We start from the raw sequence: 15,133 nt of genomic DNA on the forward strand, positions 1-15,133 counted from the left end.
CCAAGATGGATTTCTGCCGTCGATCGGCAGCGCTCACGCGCTCTTCTTCTTCATCTTCAGGCGGCCCAGCAGATCGCCGATGCCGGCCTTTCTCTTCGATTTCATCTCGCTGCGTCCCGTCAGCACATGCGCCATCTCGTGCACGATCTTGACGATGGCGTGCTGCACGTCCGTCTCGCCCAGCATCCGGCCATTGTTTGCCGCATTGCCGAAGAGCAGCGGCTCGAACGGGATGACGGCCAGCGGCATGACGCCGAGCGGCTCGGAGAAATCGTCCGGGGAAATCTCCGGCCGCTTCGGCACGCCGGCCTGGTTGATGATCAGCTTGGGCGGCGCATCGTTCGGGCGCAGCTTGCGCAGCATGTCGATCAGGTTCTTCGTATTGCGCAGATTGGCGAGTTCGGGCGTCGCCGTGATCACGATCTCGTCGGCCTGCGCCAGCGTCTGCCGGGTCCACCCCGTCCACACATGGGGAACGTCGAGGATCACCGTTGGCGCGCTGCGCTGCGCGGTCTCGATCAGCGATGCGAACGCGTCCGCATCGAAATCGTAGATCCGGTCGAGCGTCGAAGGCGCGGCCAAGAGCGACAGGCGCTCGGCGCACTGGGCCAGCAGGCGGTCGAGATAGACCTCGTCGATGCGCTCGGGCGAAAACACCGCCTCGGCGATGCCCTGTGCGGGGTCCTGGTCGAAATTGATGTTGGCGGTGCCGAAGGCGAGGTCCATGTCGGCCACGACGACTTCCGACTGGAACAGCGTCGAGAGCGTCCAGGCGACGTTGTGCGCGATGGTCGAGGAACCGACGCCGCCCTTGGCGCCGATGAAGGCGATGGAGCGCCCGATAGGCTCGGCATCGGGATCGACGAAAATCTTGGCGATGTCTGCGACGATGTCGGCCATCGAGATCGGCGCGACGATGTATTCGGAGATGCCGAAGCGGATCAGCTCGCGATAGAGCGACACGTCGTTGTGGTGGCCGATCACCACGACCTTGCTCGCCGGGTCGCAGACTTCGGCCAGCTTCTCGAGCCTGCCGATCAGGTTTCTCGGTTCGTCGCGCGATTCGATGATGATGAGGTTTGGCGTCGGCGCCGTGTGATAGAACTCGATCGCCGTCTGGATGCCGCCCATGTGGACCTTCACATGCGCCTTGGCCATCCGGCGATCCTCGGCGGCGCGCTCGATCGGCTGCGCCACCCCGTCGGTTTCGCAGAAAGCCTGGATCGAGATGCGCGGAACGGGCCGCAGCGCCTGCATCGCGGCGGCATCTGGCACGACGGCGTCGTTCGGATCGGTGGTGTAGGCCAGGTTCGTCATGTCGTTGCCCCCACGCTGTCCTTAGTAGTTGATCTCGGACGTGCCGATGAATTCCGGCGCGACCTGGCGGCGCTGATACTGGTCGATGGCGTTCGAGCGGTTCTGGGCGTCGATCGGCGTCGTCTCGCGCGGCGTCAGGAGATCGGCCGGATTTGCGATCTGGGCCGCGAGGTTGTTCTGGTAGGAACAGCCGAAATTCGCCCAGTGCTTGTTGTCGACCCGCGCCAGCATGTCCTCCGGCCAGCGGCCGCAATTGGAGGCGACCTGCGCGCGCATGTTGGCGTAGGTGATGCGGATCGGGGCGGAGGCGTCGGCGGGCGCCTGGTAGTGCTGCTGGACGACGCGGTTCTGCGGCACGCCGGCCCTGTGCAGGTGGCTGGCGAACTGCGCGGCGATGCGCGATGCAGCCGCCGAGTTGGCCGAGCCGTAGGGAACCATCAGGTTGACCATCGGCGCGGCCTTGCCGTCGTAGCGCGACATGAAGCCGGTCAGCGCCGTGCGCTGGACGCGCGTCATCTGGTAGTCGTTGAGACCGACCGGGATGTCGATCTTCTCCTGCTTCTCCGCGATGACGATCGGGTGGTTGGTCCGGTAGTCGTCCGGGATCGCGCCGACCACGATGCTGTCGCGCTGCGTGCAGCCGGCGACGAAGGCAGCCGAGCCGACGAGTGCGACGGCGATCAGGAAGCGGGAATTCCGGTTGGTTTTCTGGGCAGACATCGTTCGGTCCCCGCTCACTTGTAGATGAACCCGACCACGCCGTGGTAGCGGCCGGCGGGCCGATCTGTCTTCATGGTTCCGTAGACGCGATTGACGCGGCCAAGGAAATTGCCCGCGCCTTCCGAGGCGGGGTTGAAATTGTCGGTCGGAGCGGCGAGCTCGTTGCGCGCCACCGGCCGCGCCAGATAGGGCGTGACGATGATGACGAGCTCGGTCTCGTTGCGCTCGAACGCGCGGCTGCGGAAAAGCGCGCCGAGGACGGGCACCCGCGAAAGACCAGGCAGGCCGTTGATCGACTGGCGCACGTCGTCACGGACGAGTCCGGCGATCATCATCGAGCCGCCCGAGGGAAGTTCGACGGTGGTATCGGCGAGGCGCTTGCGGATGGAGACGATGTTCATCCCCTGCAAATTGCCGCCCTGGTTTCTGCGCGATGCTCCTTCGAAGAGAACCGACCCTTCGGTCGTCGGCTCGGAAACCTGAGTGCGCAGCTTCAGGCTGATGCGGCCGGGCGACAGGACGGTCGGCTGGAACTCCAGGCCGATGCCGTACTCGACCTGCTCGACCTCGTAGGTCAGCGCACCGTCGTCGTCCTGATCACGGTCCCGAACCATGTTGAACTCGCCGCCAACGCGGAAGGTGGCTTTCTCTCCGGATACTGCCGTCAGCGTCGGCTCGGCGAGGGTCTTCATGACTCCCGACTGTTCCATCGCATTGAAATAGGCGTCGAGCGCCGAGCCCCCGATCCCGAAACCGCTGTTCGAAAGCGGCTTTCCGAGACCCATCGAGCTTTCATTGATCATCGACCAGTTGATACCGTTCGACCCGCTACCGACCATGTTCACGCCCAACTGGCGCATCACGGACCGGCTGACCTCGGCAATCGTCACCTTCAGCGTGACCTGATCCTCGCCGACGATCGACAGCATGTTGACGATCTGGGAGACGCGGCGTTCGTTGTCGGGGTTGTTGATGTCGACACCGCCCGTCGCGGCGCCGCCGGCAGCGGTCTGCGCGAACTGGCCTGTGGTCGCTTCACCGCCCGAGACGAAGAGCTGGGCGATCTGTTCGGCGCGCTTGGCATCGAGCGGCGTATCCACCGTTCCCGACAGGACGACGTTGTCGTTGATGAGTTCGACCTTGATCGCCGAGTTCGGCAGATAGCGCTTCAGATGGTCTTCGAGGCCGGCCACGTCGCGCTCGATCGACAGGTCGAGGCTGACGATCTGCTCGCCATTCGCGCCGAAGACGAAGATGTTGGTCTCGCCGACCTGCTTGCCGAACAGATAGATCCGTCGCGACGTGCGCGTCACCGCGTCGGCAACGGCCGGATTGGCGACGAGGATGTCGTAGGCATCGGCCGGCAGGTCGATGACGATCGACTTGTTGAGGCCGAGCTTGACGCGCTGGCTTGCGGCCTGCGACGCGATCCGTACCTGCGCGCTCGCGCCCGCCGTATCGGCAAGGATCATGACGCCGGCCAGCGGCGCTGCCAGTGCAACGGCTGCGGCGGTGCCGATCAACGCGGTCTTGAAAGTGCGGATCATTGGCGGCCCCCTACTTCGGACACCTGTCCGGACTTGATCAATCGAATGGCGCCGCGGCGCCCGCTGCCCGACAGAAGGTGATCGGCCTGATCGGTGACGACTTCCTGCGTGTCGACGACGGATCGCAGCGCCAGGCTCAGCCGGTCCGCCATCTGCTGGGCGACCGTGATAATTTCCGCCTGCTCGGGCGAAAGCTCCAGCGTCGCCGTTTCGCCCACCTTCACCCTGCGGCCTTCCTCGTCTTCCTGGATCGCCTGGTCGATCGCGAGAACGCGGATGTTGCGCAGCACGGTTTCGGTCGAATAGCTCTCCGTGCCCGAACTGTTGGTCTGGCGGCGGGTCATGATGACGTCGACATAGTCGTTCGGAAGGATGAAGCCGCCAGCCGACGTATCGGCCGAAATCTGCGTCGCGACCGCCCGCTTGCCGGACGGCAGGATCGACGACATGAAGCTCTGGCCCTCGCCGATCAGCTTGGAGCGACGCAGCGGCTCGCCTGCATAGATCGGAACGCGCGCAATCGCGGTCTGCAGTTCCTCCAGCGCATTCGGGTCGGTGTCGCGGCGGATGAAGTAGTCATAGACGTTGCTGGACGGCCAGGACTGCCAGCTCAATTGCTGGCCAAGCTCGCCACCCATCGGCACGTCACCGCTGAGAACGAGCACTTCCGTCAGCGCAATGGCGGGCTCGGACGGGCCGGAATCGACGAAGACCTGTTCGGGCGGTGCGGACGCCATGTTCCTGGCAATGATGCCAGCCCCCGCGGCGGCCACGACCGCAACGCCAAGGATGATCACTCTGGATGGAGCCATGTCCGCGCCCTTTACCCGGCAGTTCCTCTAAGCCAGGGCAGACCTTGCAACATCAATCGTCAAATTAAGGTTAACGGCTCGCTTACACTTATGCTTAACAAGCGGTTGACGGCACTTTACCTGGTCAAGGCCTGCATGGCCCAGACGCCGAGCGGGGAGCTTGGAAAGACCATCAGTCCCGCCGCGCCGAGCGCCACGCCATACGGGATTCCCACGCGCCGGTCGGCGAACTTGCGCAGCAAGAGGAAATTGCCCGTGACGTCCGAGATCGGCGAGTTGCGATAGACGAGGATGGCCAGCGTCAGCATCCCGCCCCAGACCGCGCCGAGAACGGCATATTCGGCAAGCGGCGTCCCGAACCCCATCCACAGCGCCGTTGCCGCCAGCAGCTTGGCATCGCCGCCGCCCATCGTGCCCAGCGCGAAAAGCCCGAACGTGACGGCCAGAACCGCCATTGCCGCCAGCACATGAAATCCGATCGCCGCCAGCGGCATTCCGGTTAGCGGGGCGACGATGAGGAAGGTCGCGACGAGGAGAACCGACACGCGATTGGCGATCGTCATCGTGATCATGTCCGAAATGGCGGCATAGACCATGCAGAACGGAAAAATGACCAGGATCAGGGCTTCGATCATGACGGGTCCTCGGCACAAAGGCCAAATCTAGACATGCCGCGCTTAAGCATTGGTGAAATCGGCCTTCCGCTTTCAAGCAATCCGCGTCTCCCGGAGCGATTAACCGGCAATTCACCATTCCGCTTCATCTTGTGCGGATTGCCGAACAGGAGAGCCCCAACGTGGCGCGGTCGACAAAATCCATTCGATTCTTCGCAGGCCTGGCGCTGACGGCTACGGCTTCGGTTCTTGCGGCGCCGGCATTCGCCGAAGCAGGCATCAGCGTCCTCGTGAACCAGGCCAAGATCGTCAAGCTGGCGCGCAACGCCGACACGATCATCGTCGGCAATCCGGAAATCGCCGACGCCTCGGTCCAGGACGCCTCGACGCTGGTCCTGACGGGCAAGGGTTTCGGCGTCACCAATCTCGTCGTGCTCGACGCCGAAGGCCGGCCGATCGTGGACGAGCAGGTGACGGTCTCGCGCCAGTCGGTGAACTCGGTCCGCATCTACCGCCGCGCCGCCGTGCAGACGCTGTCCTGCACACCGGTCTGCGAGGCGGCCTATGTCACGGAAGCCGAAGCCATGTCCGACACGACGATCGGCGTACCCTGAACGCGACGTTAATTCTTTCCAGCGCATCCTAGCGACCGCCACAACCTCAATTCAACGCGCGTGCGATAGGCTCGATCGTGGAGTTGAACAGGCGGGACCCTGAAGAATGACGACACATGCCTCCGTCAAGACGCGCGCCGGCCGCAAGGGGCTGCTGCGCGCATTCGCCCGGCAACGCGACGGCAGCACCGCGATCGAATTCTCGATCCTCGTCATCCCTTTCGCCCTTCTCGTCTTCGCCATCCTCGAAAGCTGCATTTCCTTTGCGGCGCAACAGGTGATGACCAACGCGGCCGATGACGTCGCGCGGCTCTATCGCACCGGGCAGGTGCGGCCAGGCCCTGGAACGGAGCCGAACCAACTGACGCATGAACAACTGCGGGACAAGATCTGCGAACGCATGGCGATCCTTGTCTCCGACAAATGTCCGGGCCTGGAAGTCGACCTTCAGACATTCGAGACTTTCGCGCAGGCTGCCGCGCTGCGCACGCCCTACAGCAATAACGATCTCGACGCCACGGGCTTCGATGCTGTCTCAGGCGGCGCGGGGTCAAAGAATGTTCTCAGGGTCTATTATCGATGGCCGATCATAACCGACCTGTTGCGGCTTTCGATGTCGACCATCAAGGATGGCAAGGTCCTGCATTTCGCGAGCGTCACCTGGCAGAACGAACCCTATGCGGAGTGAGGCAGCCCGATGATGCAATCCATTGCCACAGTCTCGAAACGCTTCCGAGCCGATCGTCGCGGCGCGGCCGCTATAGAGTTCGCCTTCATCGCGCCTATCCTTTTCGTTCTCTATTTCATGACGATGGAGGTGTCTCAGGCAATCGAAACCAACAAGAAGGTCGGCCGTATCGCATCGATGGTGGGCGATCTTATCGCCCAGCAGCGCAACGGGGTGCTCCGCACGGAAGTCGACAACATCCTCGACATCGGCGCTGCCATCATTCTGCCCTACGGCCCCCCGCTTCCTACGATCATCGTCGAACACATCTGGATCGAGGCCGACAAGCCCAATCCCAAGGCGCTCGTGACCTGGTCGCGCAAGCTTGAGGGCACCAACAAGAGCCAAGCTGTCGCCCCTAACAGCGAGACGCAAGTTCCCGAGCAATTGAAGGTCGCCAATACATATCTCGTCCGCGTTACGACGAAACTCGGATACAAGCCCATCATCGCTTGGAACGACGACCAAAAGTCCGCCCTTGGGCTCGGTTCGGCCTTCAGCATTCTGAACATGAGCGAACAGTACTACCTGCGCCCGCGCATGTCCCAATGGATCGATTGCACCGGCTGCTGAACGATCGGAATTTGCAACGACCCCGGCATCGGCCTATCTGTCGCGAAACGTCCGACAGAAGGATCGATCGATGCGCCGCGCCTTCCTCTTCGTGCTGGATTCCTTCGGCATCGGCCATGCGCCGGATGCCGACAGGTTCGGTGATGCCGGCTCCGATACGCTTGGCCATATCGCGGAACGCTGCGCGCGCGGCGAGGCCGACAGGCCAGGCCTGCGCGAGGGGCCGCTCGATCTGCCGCACCTGACACGGCTCGGGCTGTTCCATGCGGCCGACCTCGCCGCGGGCCGCAAGCCGGCTGGAACGGAAGTATCGGGCTTCTTCGGCTCGGCGCAGGAGATTTCGAGCGGCAAGGACACGCCGTCCGGCCACTGGGAGATGGCGGGCGTTCCCGTCACCTTCGACTGGGGCTATTTTCCCGACGAGGGCCCCGCCTTTTCCGACGATCTCGTCGCCGCGATCATCGCCGAGGGCAAGGTTCCGGGTATCCTTGGCAATTGCCACGCCTCGGGCACCGACATCATCGCGCGCCACGGCGAGGAGCACATCCGCACCGGCAAGCCGATCTGCTATACCTCGGCCGACAGCGTCTTCCAGATCGCCGCGCACGAGACCCATTTCGGGCTCGACCGGCTCTACGCGCTCTGCGAGACCGTGCGGCGGCTTCTTGATCCGCTCAATATCGGCCGGGTCATCGCGCGGCCTTTCGTCGGCGAGACGGCCGAGACGTTCAAGCGGACGGCCAACCGCCGCGACTATGCCGTACCGCCCCCCGAGCCGACGCTGATGGACCGCGTGATCGCGGGCGGCGGGCGCTCGCTCGCGGTCGGCAAGATCGGCGACATCTTCGCCCATCGCGGCATCTCGCATCTGCGCAAGGCGCCGGACAACATGGCGATGCTCGACCGTGCGCTCGAGGCGATGGCCGATGCGCAGGATGGCGATCTCGTCTTCGCCAATTTCGTCGATTTCGATACGCTGTTCGGCCATCAGCGCGATGTCGCCGGCTACGCAGCGGCGCTCGAGGCCTTCGACCGCCGGCTGCCCGAGGCACTCGAACGGCTCCGCCCCGGCGACCTTCTGATCCTCACGGCCGATCATGGCTGCGACCCGACCTTCCGGGGCACCGACCACACGCGCGAGCAGGTTCCCGTCATCGGCACCGGGCCAGGGCTCGGCACCGGCTCCGTCGGCGTCCGCAAAAGCTTCGCCGATATCGGCGAGACGATCGCGGAGCATCTGCGACTTGCGCCCGGACCGCACGGCCGGTCCTTCTACGGCAACATCGCCGCCAATGCCTGAGCTGCCCGAAGTCGAGACCGTCCGGCGCGGCCTTGCGCCCGTCATGGAGGACGCGACCATCGTCGCGGTCGAGCAGCGCCGGCCGGATTTGCGCTTCCCCTTTCCGCACGACTTCGCAGCACGGCTTCAGGGCCGGCGCATCATCTCCGTCGGGCGGCGGGCGAAGTTTCTCGTCATCCATCTCGACAAGGACCCCGTGCTGATCGCGCATCTGGGCATGTCAGGCTCGTTCCGCATCCATGACGGCACGAGCGAAGAGATGCCGGGCGATTTTCACCACGAACGCTCCAAGCTCGCTGCGCACGATCATGTCGTTCTTCACCTGGACCGAGACGGCAGGACGCATCGCGTCGTCTACAACGACCCGCGCCGCTTCGGCTTCATGGTCTTCGCCGAGGCCGGCAGTCTGGACACCCATCCCTTTCTCGCCTCACTCGGGATCGAGCCCACCGGAAACGCCCTCGACGGCGCGGCGCTGGCTGCGCTCCTCGCCGGTCGTCGCGCGCCGCTCAAGGCCGCGCTTCTCGACCAGAAGCTGATCGCCGGGCTCGGCAACATCTATGTCTGCGAGGCCCTCTGGCGGGCCGGTCTGTCGCCGAAGCGGCTCGCCGGGACGGTGTCGGGCCAGCGCGCCGCGCGCCTCGCGGAAGCCATTCGCGCCGTCATCGCTGACGCGATCGCCGCCGGTGGCTCGACCCTTCGCGACCACCAGTTGACCGACGGCTCGCTCGGCTATTTCCAGCACTCCTTCAGCGTCTACGACCGCGAGGGCGAGGCCTGCCGGCGCGAGGGATGCGGAGGAATCGTCAAACGGGTTGTGCAGTCGGGCCGTTCGACCTTCTATTGCTCCGCCTGCCAGCGTTAGCTATCCCATAGCCATTCGAATTGTCGGCGTTCAGGAGGAAAATTTGGCCTACGAAACCATTCTCGTCGAAACCCGCGGTCGCGTCGGTCTCATCACGCTGAACCGTCCCAAGGCGCTCAATGCGCTCAACTCCGAAGTGCTCAAGGACGTGGTGGCCGCCGCCGAGGCTTTCGAGGCCGATCCCAAGATCGGCGCGATCGTGCTGACGGGCTCCGAAAAGGCGTTCGCTGCAGGCGCGGACATCAAGGAGATGCACTCGAAGTCCTATATCGACATGTATATGGAGGACTTCTTTTCCGGCTGGGACGCGTTCACCCGTATCCGCAAGCCGATCATCGCGGCCGTTTCCGGCTATGCGCTGGGCGGCGGCTGCGAACTGGCCATGATGTGCGACTTCATCATCGCCGGCGACAATGCCAAATTCGGCCAGCCCGAGATCACGCTCGGCGTCATGCCCGGCATGGGCGGCTCGCAGCGCCTCACCCGCTTCGTCGGCAAGTCGAAGGCAATGGACATGTGCCTCACCGGCCGGATGATGGACGCTGCCGAGGCCGAGCGCGCCGGCCTCGTTTCCCGCGTCGTGCCGGCAGGCGAACTGATCGAGGAAGCCATCAAGGCCGCATCCAAGATCGCCGAATTCTCGCTGCCCGCCGTGATGATGACCAAGGAAGCGGTCAATCGGTCCTACGAGACGTTTCTGGGCGAAGGCCTGCGTTTCGAACGCCGGGTCTTCCACGCCATGTTCTCGCTCGACGACCAGAAGGAGGGCATGGCCGCCTTCTCCGAAAAGCGATCGGCGAATTTCCGCAATCGATAGGCCGGTTAGGCGTTGACGCATGGGGGGATGTTCGACTATAAGCCCCCACGACTGAGGCAGCTTGCGGGCTGCCCCAATTGTTTTTGCGCCCGGCTTCTGCTCGTTCGGCGCGTCCACGCAAAAGAACTGAAGAGAGGCATTCGATGGCCAATACGTCTTCGGCCAAAAAGGCAACGCGCAAGATCGCTGCCCGCACGGCTGTTAACAAGAACCGCCGCTCGCGTGTTCGCACCTTCCTGCGCAAGGTCGAGGAAGCTCTTCTGTCCGGCGACAAGACCGCCGCGCAGGAAGCCTTCCGCGCCGCCCAGCCGGAACTGATGCGCGCCGCGTCCAAGGGCGTGCTCCACAAGAACACCGCCTCGCGCAAGGTCTCGCGCCTCGCCAATCGCGTGAAGGCTCTCGAAGCCTGAACCGACGACGATCTGCATTCAAAAAACCCGGCCTCGTGCCGGGTTTTTTTGTGCCCGATCGCAGGCCTCCCCTACCCTTGGGGAACGCAAATGTCATCGATTGCAACAACTTGCCGACGAAAGAATCAGCGGCTTTCCCAATCCTTCCCCATCGTTATGCACAGGCGTCGGCCCGTCATGTTTTTCTGTGGAAAATCAATAGATTAGACGGGGTGTCTTGAAGCCACTCAAATGAGGGCCTCACCCCGCGAAGAGGCCGATGAGTCAAGCTGCGATTCGGAAAATTTTTTAGAGCCCACAACCAAAATCCTTCGCCCGGCAAAAAGGTTTTGAATCAAAACGGTTTATGCGCCGGCGACAGACGCCGGAGCGCCGACGGGGGCCTCGAACGGGGCCGCGGAAATGAAGAATCCGTTACGCCGGTCTTGCCTGTCCGCCACCGGCTTTTGTAATGTCGGCCGTGTTGAGAGGGGCAGGGAAAACCTGCGGATTTAAGCCAAATCCGGCATGTCGGGCAACGTGGAAGCGATTCCGCGCACGCTATCGGCTTGATCGCTTTCAATACATTACAAATCGAAACGCCGTCGCGTCTGACGGCCCTGCCGCGCCGGCTCTGCGCCGGACGGATATCTATTGCCCAGAGGGGGGCGGACGAAACGCGCGACGATCGAGGCTGCGCGAGCACGAGGATCGATGGACCCGGCAGCGACCGGGACCGAGCGGAAACGAACGAGGAAGCGGCAGGTGTCTCGACGAGGAGATGCGCCATGCCGCTCGCACAACAGGGACACTCATCATGCAAAGCGGCGTCGAAGCGGGTGCGCGGGCAAGCACCTCCTTTTCGAAGATCAAGATCGAGGGACAACAACAGATGGATGGCGACAGCACGGCGGGGGCCGGAGCGACGTTCGAACGCGTGACTGCACAGTTGAAGGCGCGACTTGGCAATGATGTCTATTCGAGCTGGTTCGGCCGGATGCAGGTCGCCGAAGCCTCGCGCGGCATCGTGCGCCTCTCGGTGCCGACCGCCTTCCTGCGCCAGTGGATCAACGGGCACTATCGCGACCTGATCGGCGAATTGTGGAAGCAGTCGGACCCGTCCGTGCTCAAGGTCGAGATCGTGGTGCGCAGCGCCACGCGTCCGGTCAAGGGTCTGGAAGACGAGGATGCGCAGGCGACGAAGGCCCGTGCGCTCCCGAGCGCCACCGTCATGCAGATGCCGGTCCGAACGGGCGCCCCGGCCGGCCAGCCTGCCCGCTCGAACGGCAACGAGCCCTTCGTGCAGCGCCAGTCCGTTCTCGGCTCGCCGCTCGACAGCCGCTACACCTTCGCCTCCTTCGTCGACGGCCCGTCGAACCGCGTGGCTTTCGCTGCGGCGCGTGCCGTGGCCGAGAGCGCGTCGAACGCGGTGCGCTTCAACCCGCTCTTCCTCCACGCCTCCGTCGGCCTCGGCAAGACGCACCTTCTCCAGGCGATCGCGGCCGAGGCGCTGCAGCGCCGTCCGCAGTCGCGCGTCGTGTATCTCACGGCCGAATATTTCATGTGGCGCTTCGCCACCGCGATCCGCGACAACAACGCGCTGACCTTCAAGGAACAGCTTCGCGACATCGACCTTCTGATCATCGACGACATGCAGTTCCTGCAAGGCAAGTCGATCCAGCACGAGTTCTGCCATCTCATCAACACGCTGCTCGACAGCGCGCGTCAGGTCGTCGTCGCCGCCGACCGGCCGCCATCCGAGCTGGAATCGCTCGAGCCGCGCGTGCGCTCGCGCCTCAATGGCGGCGTCGCGCTCGAAATGGCGACGCCGGACTTCTCGATGCGGCTTTCCATGCTGCAGCAGCGTCTTGCCTCCGCCTCCGCCGAAGATCCGTCGATCGCGATCGCCGACGGTATTCTGGAACATGTCGCCCAGACCGTAACCGGCTCTGGCCGTGAGCTCGAAGGCGCGTTCAACCAGCTTTTGTTCCGCCAGTCCTTCGAGCCGCAACTGTCGGTCGACCGGATCGACGAACTGCTCGGCCACATGTACCGCTCGGGCGAGCCCAAGCGCGTGCGTATCGAGGACATCCAGCGCATCGTCGCGCGCCACTACAACGTGTCGAAGACCGAACTTCTGTCCAACCGGCGCACCCGCACCATCGTCAAGCCGCGCCAGATCGCCATGTATCTCGCCAAGATCATGACGCCGCGCTCGCTGCCGGAGATCGGCCGGCGCTTCGGCGGGCGCGACCACACGACGGTCCTGCACGCTGTACGCAAGATCGAGGGGATATCGGAGGGCGACACGAAAATGGCGCAGGAGCTCGAACTTCTGAAGCGGCTGATCTCCGATCAGGCCTGACCGGCGCCGGGCACAGACTATCCACGTTTTTGACAGGGTTCCGGGCCGCCATTTTCGGCCCGGACTTGCGTTTTCGCCGGATTTCCTGTCAGTCTGCCCACCCGTTTCCGGCGCCGTCCCGGCCGCCAGGAAACCCTGCCATCAAGTCCTTCGCGAGTATAATCGGTCATGCGCGTCATCCTCGAACGGTCGAACCTCCTCAAGTCGCTCAACCATGTTCACCGGGTGGTCGAGCGGCGCAACACGATCCCGATCCTGTCGAACGTGCTGCTCGGCGCCGATGGCGAGAGCCTGTCCTTGAAAGCGACCGACCTCGACCTCGAAGTGACCGAGGCGACGCCTGCCCGCGTGGAGCAGGCCGGCGCGACCACCGTTCCGGCCCACCTCCTCTACGACATCGTGCGCAAATTGTCGGACGGGTCGGAGGTCATGCTCAAGCTCGACGAGAGCGGCAATGCGATGTCGGTCGTCTCCGGCCGCTCGTCCTTCCGTCTCCAGTGCCTGCCGCAATCGGACTTCCCGGAACTGACCGCCGGCTCCTTCACCCACCGCTTCCAAATCCCCGCAGAGGCGCTGAAGCGGCTGATCGACAAGACCCAGTTCGCGATCTCGACCGAGGAGACGCGCTACTATCTCAACGGCATCTATCTCCACGCCATCGAGGCCGACGGGCGTCTTCGCCTGCGCTCGGTCGCGACCGACGGCCACCGCTTGGCGCGCGCCGAGACGGAAGCGCCCTCGGGCTGCGAGGGCATGCCGGGCATCATCATCCCGCGCAAGACGGTGTCGGAACTGCAAAAGCTCGTCGACCAGCCCGACCTCCAGGTCTCGGTCGAGTTGTCGGACACCAAGATCCGCTTCACGATCGGCTCCATCGTGCTGACCTCGAAGCTGATCGACGGCACCTTCCCCGACTACCAGCGCGTCATCCCGACCGGCAACGACAAGAAACTGCTGATCGACCGTCAAAGCTTCGCGCAGGCCGTCGACCGCGTCTCGACCGTCTCGTCCGAGCGCGGCCGCGCCGTGAAGCTCTCCATCGGCGATGGCATGGTGACGCTCGCCGTCAACAATCCGGATTCGGGCAGCGCGACGGAAGAGGTCGCCGCCGACTATGCCGCCGACCCGATCGAGATCGGCTTCAACGCGAAATACCTACTCGACGTCGCCGCGCAATTGTCGGGCGGCGAGGCGCAATTCATGCTCGCCGATGCCGGTTCGCCGACGCTCATCCAGGACGGATCGGACGCCGATACGCTCTACGTCCTGATGCCGATGCGCGTCTGATCGCCGGACACGGAGCTTGGCCGACCAAACCGCAATCCGTAAGCTAACGCTTACGAACTTCCGGAACTACGGCCAGTTGTCGCTGTCGCTCGAGCGCGGGCCCATCGTGCTGACCGGCGACAACGGCGCCGGCAAGACCAACCTCCTCGAAGCGATCTCCTTCCTCACTCCCGGCCGCGGCCTGCGCCGCGCCGCGCATGAGGAGATCGCGACCGCCTCGGCCACTGCCGGCTTTGCCATCAACGCAAAGGTCGAGGGGCCGTTCGGCAAGACGTCGATCGGCACCGGTACGCTTTCCGATCAGCCCGGCATGGTCGAGCCAGCTCGCCGCGTCCGCATCAACGGCGTGCCGGCGAAATCCGCCGACGACCTCCTCGAATGGCTGCGCATCATCTGGCTCGTTCCGTCGATGGACGCGCTTTTCAACGGCCCGGCCGGCGATCGCCGCCGCTTCCTCGACCGGCTGGTCCTCGCCATCGACCCGCAGCACGGCCGGCGCGCGCTCGACTACGAAAAGGCGATGCGCGGGCGCAACCGGCTCCTTGCCGAGGGCAGCCGCGACGACCGCTGGTTCGACGCCATCGAAACGCAGATGGCCGAGACGGGCGTCGCCATCGCTTCGGCGCGCATGGAACTCGTCGGCCTCCTCGCCGGCATGGTCGAGAAGCTGCCCGATAACGGCCCGTTCCCTAAATCCGACATCGCCCTCGACGGTGTGATCGAGGCGTTGGTCGGCACCGCCCCCGCCGTCGACATCGAGACGGCCTTCATCAAACGCCTCGCAGACAACCGCGCGCGCGACCGGGCGGCCGGGCGCACGCTCGAAGGTCCGCACCGCTCGGACTTGACCGTCACGCACCGGCCCAAAGCGATGCCCGCTGCGCTATGCTCGACCGGCGAGCAGAAGGCGCTTTTGACCGGCATCGTGCTCTCGCAGGCCCGCCTCGTCGCCGAGATGACCGGCGCGACGCCCGTCCTGCTGCTCGACGAGATCGCGGCCCATCTCGATCCCGGGCGACGCGCCGCGCTCTTTTCGATCCTCATCGACCTCGACTGCCAGGCCTTCCTGACCGGAACCGATGCGGCGCTGTTCTCCAGCCTCGAAGGCCGCGCGCAATTTCTCGACGTGAAGACCGGCACCGTCTCGCCGCGATGACAAATGACGGCCGCGTGGCTAACATCGCGC

The 15,133-nt window shown here is 64.3% G+C and carries 15 protein-coding genes; 10 read left to right on the forward strand and 5 right to left on the reverse strand.

The annotated features are described in order from the left end of the window. Nucleotides 1-33 precede the first annotated feature (33 nt). The 5 genes from ALII_RS0107500 to ALII_RS0107520 form a co-directional block, all read right to left on the reverse strand. A complete protein-coding gene (locus tag ALII_RS0107500) occupies nucleotides 34-1,317 on the reverse strand; it encodes a CpaE family protein (protein WP_024586705.1) in 1,284 nt (427 codons plus the stop codon). Between the two features lie 21 nt (nucleotides 1,318-1,338). Continuing rightward, the gene (locus ALII_RS0107505; RefSeq protein WP_024586706.1) at nucleotides 1,339-2,037 is read right to left on the reverse strand and encodes a CpaD family pilus assembly lipoprotein; all 699 of its coding nucleotides are present in this window, start codon (nucleotides 2,035-2,037) and stop codon (nucleotides 1,339-1,341) included. Between the two features lie 14 nt (nucleotides 2,038-2,051). Then, nucleotides 2,052-3,509 (reverse strand): type II and III secretion system protein family protein, encoded by a 1,458-nt coding sequence (locus ALII_RS0107510; protein ID WP_152529562.1) that lies wholly within the window; start codon nucleotides 3,507-3,509, stop codon nucleotides 2,052-2,054. A gap of 71 nt (nucleotides 3,510-3,580) precedes the next feature. Beyond that, nucleotides 3,581-4,396, reverse strand: a complete 816-nt coding sequence (gene cpaB, locus ALII_RS0107515) for a Flp pilus assembly protein CpaB (RefSeq protein ID WP_024586708.1) — start codon at nucleotides 4,394-4,396, stop codon at nucleotides 3,581-3,583. Between the two features lie 116 nt (nucleotides 4,397-4,512). Then, a complete protein-coding gene (locus ALII_RS0107520; RefSeq protein ID WP_024586709.1) occupies nucleotides 4,513-5,031 on the reverse strand; it encodes a prepilin peptidase in 519 nt (172 codons plus the stop codon). A 161-nt stretch (nucleotides 5,032-5,192) separates the two neighbouring features. Between ALII_RS0107520 and ALII_RS0107525 the strand changes: the two genes are divergently transcribed. From ALII_RS0107525 to recF, 10 genes are all read left to right on the forward strand, one after another. After that, nucleotides 5,193-5,624, forward strand: a complete 432-nt coding sequence (locus tag ALII_RS0107525) for a pilus assembly protein N-terminal domain-containing protein (protein WP_024586710.1) — start codon at nucleotides 5,193-5,195, stop codon at nucleotides 5,622-5,624. 106 nt (nucleotides 5,625-5,730) lie between these two features. Further along, nucleotides 5,731-6,312 carry a TadE/TadG family type IV pilus assembly protein gene (locus tag ALII_RS0107530; RefSeq protein ID WP_024586711.1) on the forward strand — a complete coding sequence of 194 codons (582 nt, stop codon included), beginning with the start codon at nucleotides 5,731-5,733 and terminating at the stop codon, nucleotides 6,310-6,312. Between the two features lie 9 nt (nucleotides 6,313-6,321). Beyond that, nucleotides 6,322-6,924 (forward strand): TadE/TadG family type IV pilus assembly protein, encoded by a 603-nt coding sequence (locus tag ALII_RS0107535; protein WP_024586712.1) that lies wholly within the window; start codon nucleotides 6,322-6,324, stop codon nucleotides 6,922-6,924. 70 nt (nucleotides 6,925-6,994) lie between these two features. Then, nucleotides 6,995-8,224 (forward strand): phosphopentomutase, encoded by a 1,230-nt coding sequence (locus tag ALII_RS0107540; RefSeq protein ID WP_024586713.1) that lies wholly within the window; start codon nucleotides 6,995-6,997, stop codon nucleotides 8,222-8,224. Further along, nucleotides 8,217-9,089: a bifunctional DNA-formamidopyrimidine glycosylase/DNA-(apurinic or apyrimidinic site) lyase gene (gene mutM, locus ALII_RS0107545; RefSeq protein WP_024586714.1), complete on the forward strand. Its 873-nt coding sequence runs from the start codon at nucleotides 8,217-8,219 to the stop codon at nucleotides 9,087-9,089. The genes ALII_RS0107540 and mutM overlap by 8 nt, the downstream gene beginning before the upstream one ends. Before the next feature lie 43 nt (nucleotides 9,090-9,132). Further along, nucleotides 9,133-9,906, forward strand: coding sequence for an enoyl-CoA hydratase (locus ALII_RS0107550; protein WP_024586715.1), 774 nt, complete (start codon nucleotides 9,133-9,135; stop codon nucleotides 9,904-9,906). Between the two features lie 143 nt (nucleotides 9,907-10,049). Next, nucleotides 10,050-10,316 (forward strand): 30S ribosomal protein S20, encoded by a 267-nt coding sequence (gene rpsT / locus ALII_RS0107555; protein ID WP_024586716.1) that lies wholly within the window; start codon nucleotides 10,050-10,052, stop codon nucleotides 10,314-10,316. A gap of 871 nt (nucleotides 10,317-11,187) precedes the next feature. Next, the gene (gene dnaA, locus ALII_RS0107560; protein ID WP_244437372.1) at nucleotides 11,188-12,660 is read left to right on the forward strand and encodes a chromosomal replication initiator protein DnaA; all 1,473 of its coding nucleotides are present in this window, start codon (nucleotides 11,188-11,190) and stop codon (nucleotides 12,658-12,660) included. 168 nt (nucleotides 12,661-12,828) lie between these two features. After that, nucleotides 12,829-13,947 (forward strand): DNA polymerase III subunit beta, encoded by a 1,119-nt coding sequence (gene dnaN, locus ALII_RS0107565; protein WP_024586718.1) that lies wholly within the window; start codon nucleotides 12,829-12,831, stop codon nucleotides 13,945-13,947. A gap of 16 nt (nucleotides 13,948-13,963) precedes the next feature. After that, entirely contained in the window at nucleotides 13,964-15,103 is a 1,140-nt protein-coding gene (recF, locus tag ALII_RS0107570) for a DNA replication/repair protein RecF (protein ID WP_024586719.1), read from the forward strand. The last annotated feature ends 30 nt before the right edge of the window (nucleotides 15,104-15,133 follow it).

It is taken from the genome of Aliihoeflea sp. 2WW (genome assembly GCF_000497755.1).
Classification (GTDB): Bacteria; Pseudomonadota; Alphaproteobacteria; order Rhizobiales; family Rhizobiaceae; genus Aliihoeflea.

What these genes read in the sequence shown, in the direction of transcription:
- ALII_RS0107510 (WP_152529562.1), bottom strand. Translation starts at nt 3,509, where the DNA reads ATGATCCTTGCCGATACGGCGGGCGCGAGCGCGCAGGTACGGATCGCG.
- ALII_RS0107530 (WP_024586711.1), top strand. Translation starts at nt 5,731, where the DNA reads ATGACGACACATGCCTCCGTCAAGACGCGCGCCGGCCGCAAGGGGCTG.
- ALII_RS0107540 (WP_024586713.1), top strand. Translation starts at nt 6,995, where the DNA reads ATGCGCCGCGCCTTCCTCTTCGTGCTGGATTCCTTCGGCATCGGCCAT.
- cpaB (WP_024586708.1), bottom strand. Translation starts at nt 4,396, where the DNA reads ATGGCTCCATCCAGAGTGATCATCCTTGGCGTTGCGGTCGTGGCCGCC.
- dnaA (WP_244437372.1), top strand. Translation starts at nt 11,188, where the DNA reads ATGGATGGCGACAGCACGGCGGGGGCCGGAGCGACGTTCGAACGCGTG.
- ALII_RS0107505 (WP_024586706.1), bottom strand. Translation starts at nt 2,037, where the DNA reads ATGTCTGCCCAGAAAACCAACCGGAATTCCCGCTTCCTGATCGCCGTC.
- rpsT (WP_024586716.1), top strand. Translation starts at nt 10,050, where the DNA reads ATGGCCAATACGTCTTCGGCCAAAAAGGCAACGCGCAAGATCGCTGCC.
- ALII_RS0107535 (WP_024586712.1), top strand. Translation starts at nt 6,322, where the DNA reads ATGATGCAATCCATTGCCACAGTCTCGAAACGCTTCCGAGCCGATCGT.
- ALII_RS0107520 (WP_024586709.1), bottom strand. Translation starts at nt 5,031, where the DNA reads ATGATCGAAGCCCTGATCCTGGTCATTTTTCCGTTCTGCATGGTCTAT.
- dnaN (WP_024586718.1), top strand. Translation starts at nt 12,829, where the DNA reads ATGCGCGTCATCCTCGAACGGTCGAACCTCCTCAAGTCGCTCAACCAT.
- ALII_RS0107500 (WP_024586705.1), bottom strand. Translation starts at nt 1,317, where the DNA reads ATGACGAACCTGGCCTACACCACCGATCCGAACGACGCCGTCGTGCCA.
- mutM (WP_024586714.1), top strand. Translation starts at nt 8,217, where the DNA reads ATGCCTGAGCTGCCCGAAGTCGAGACCGTCCGGCGCGGCCTTGCGCCC.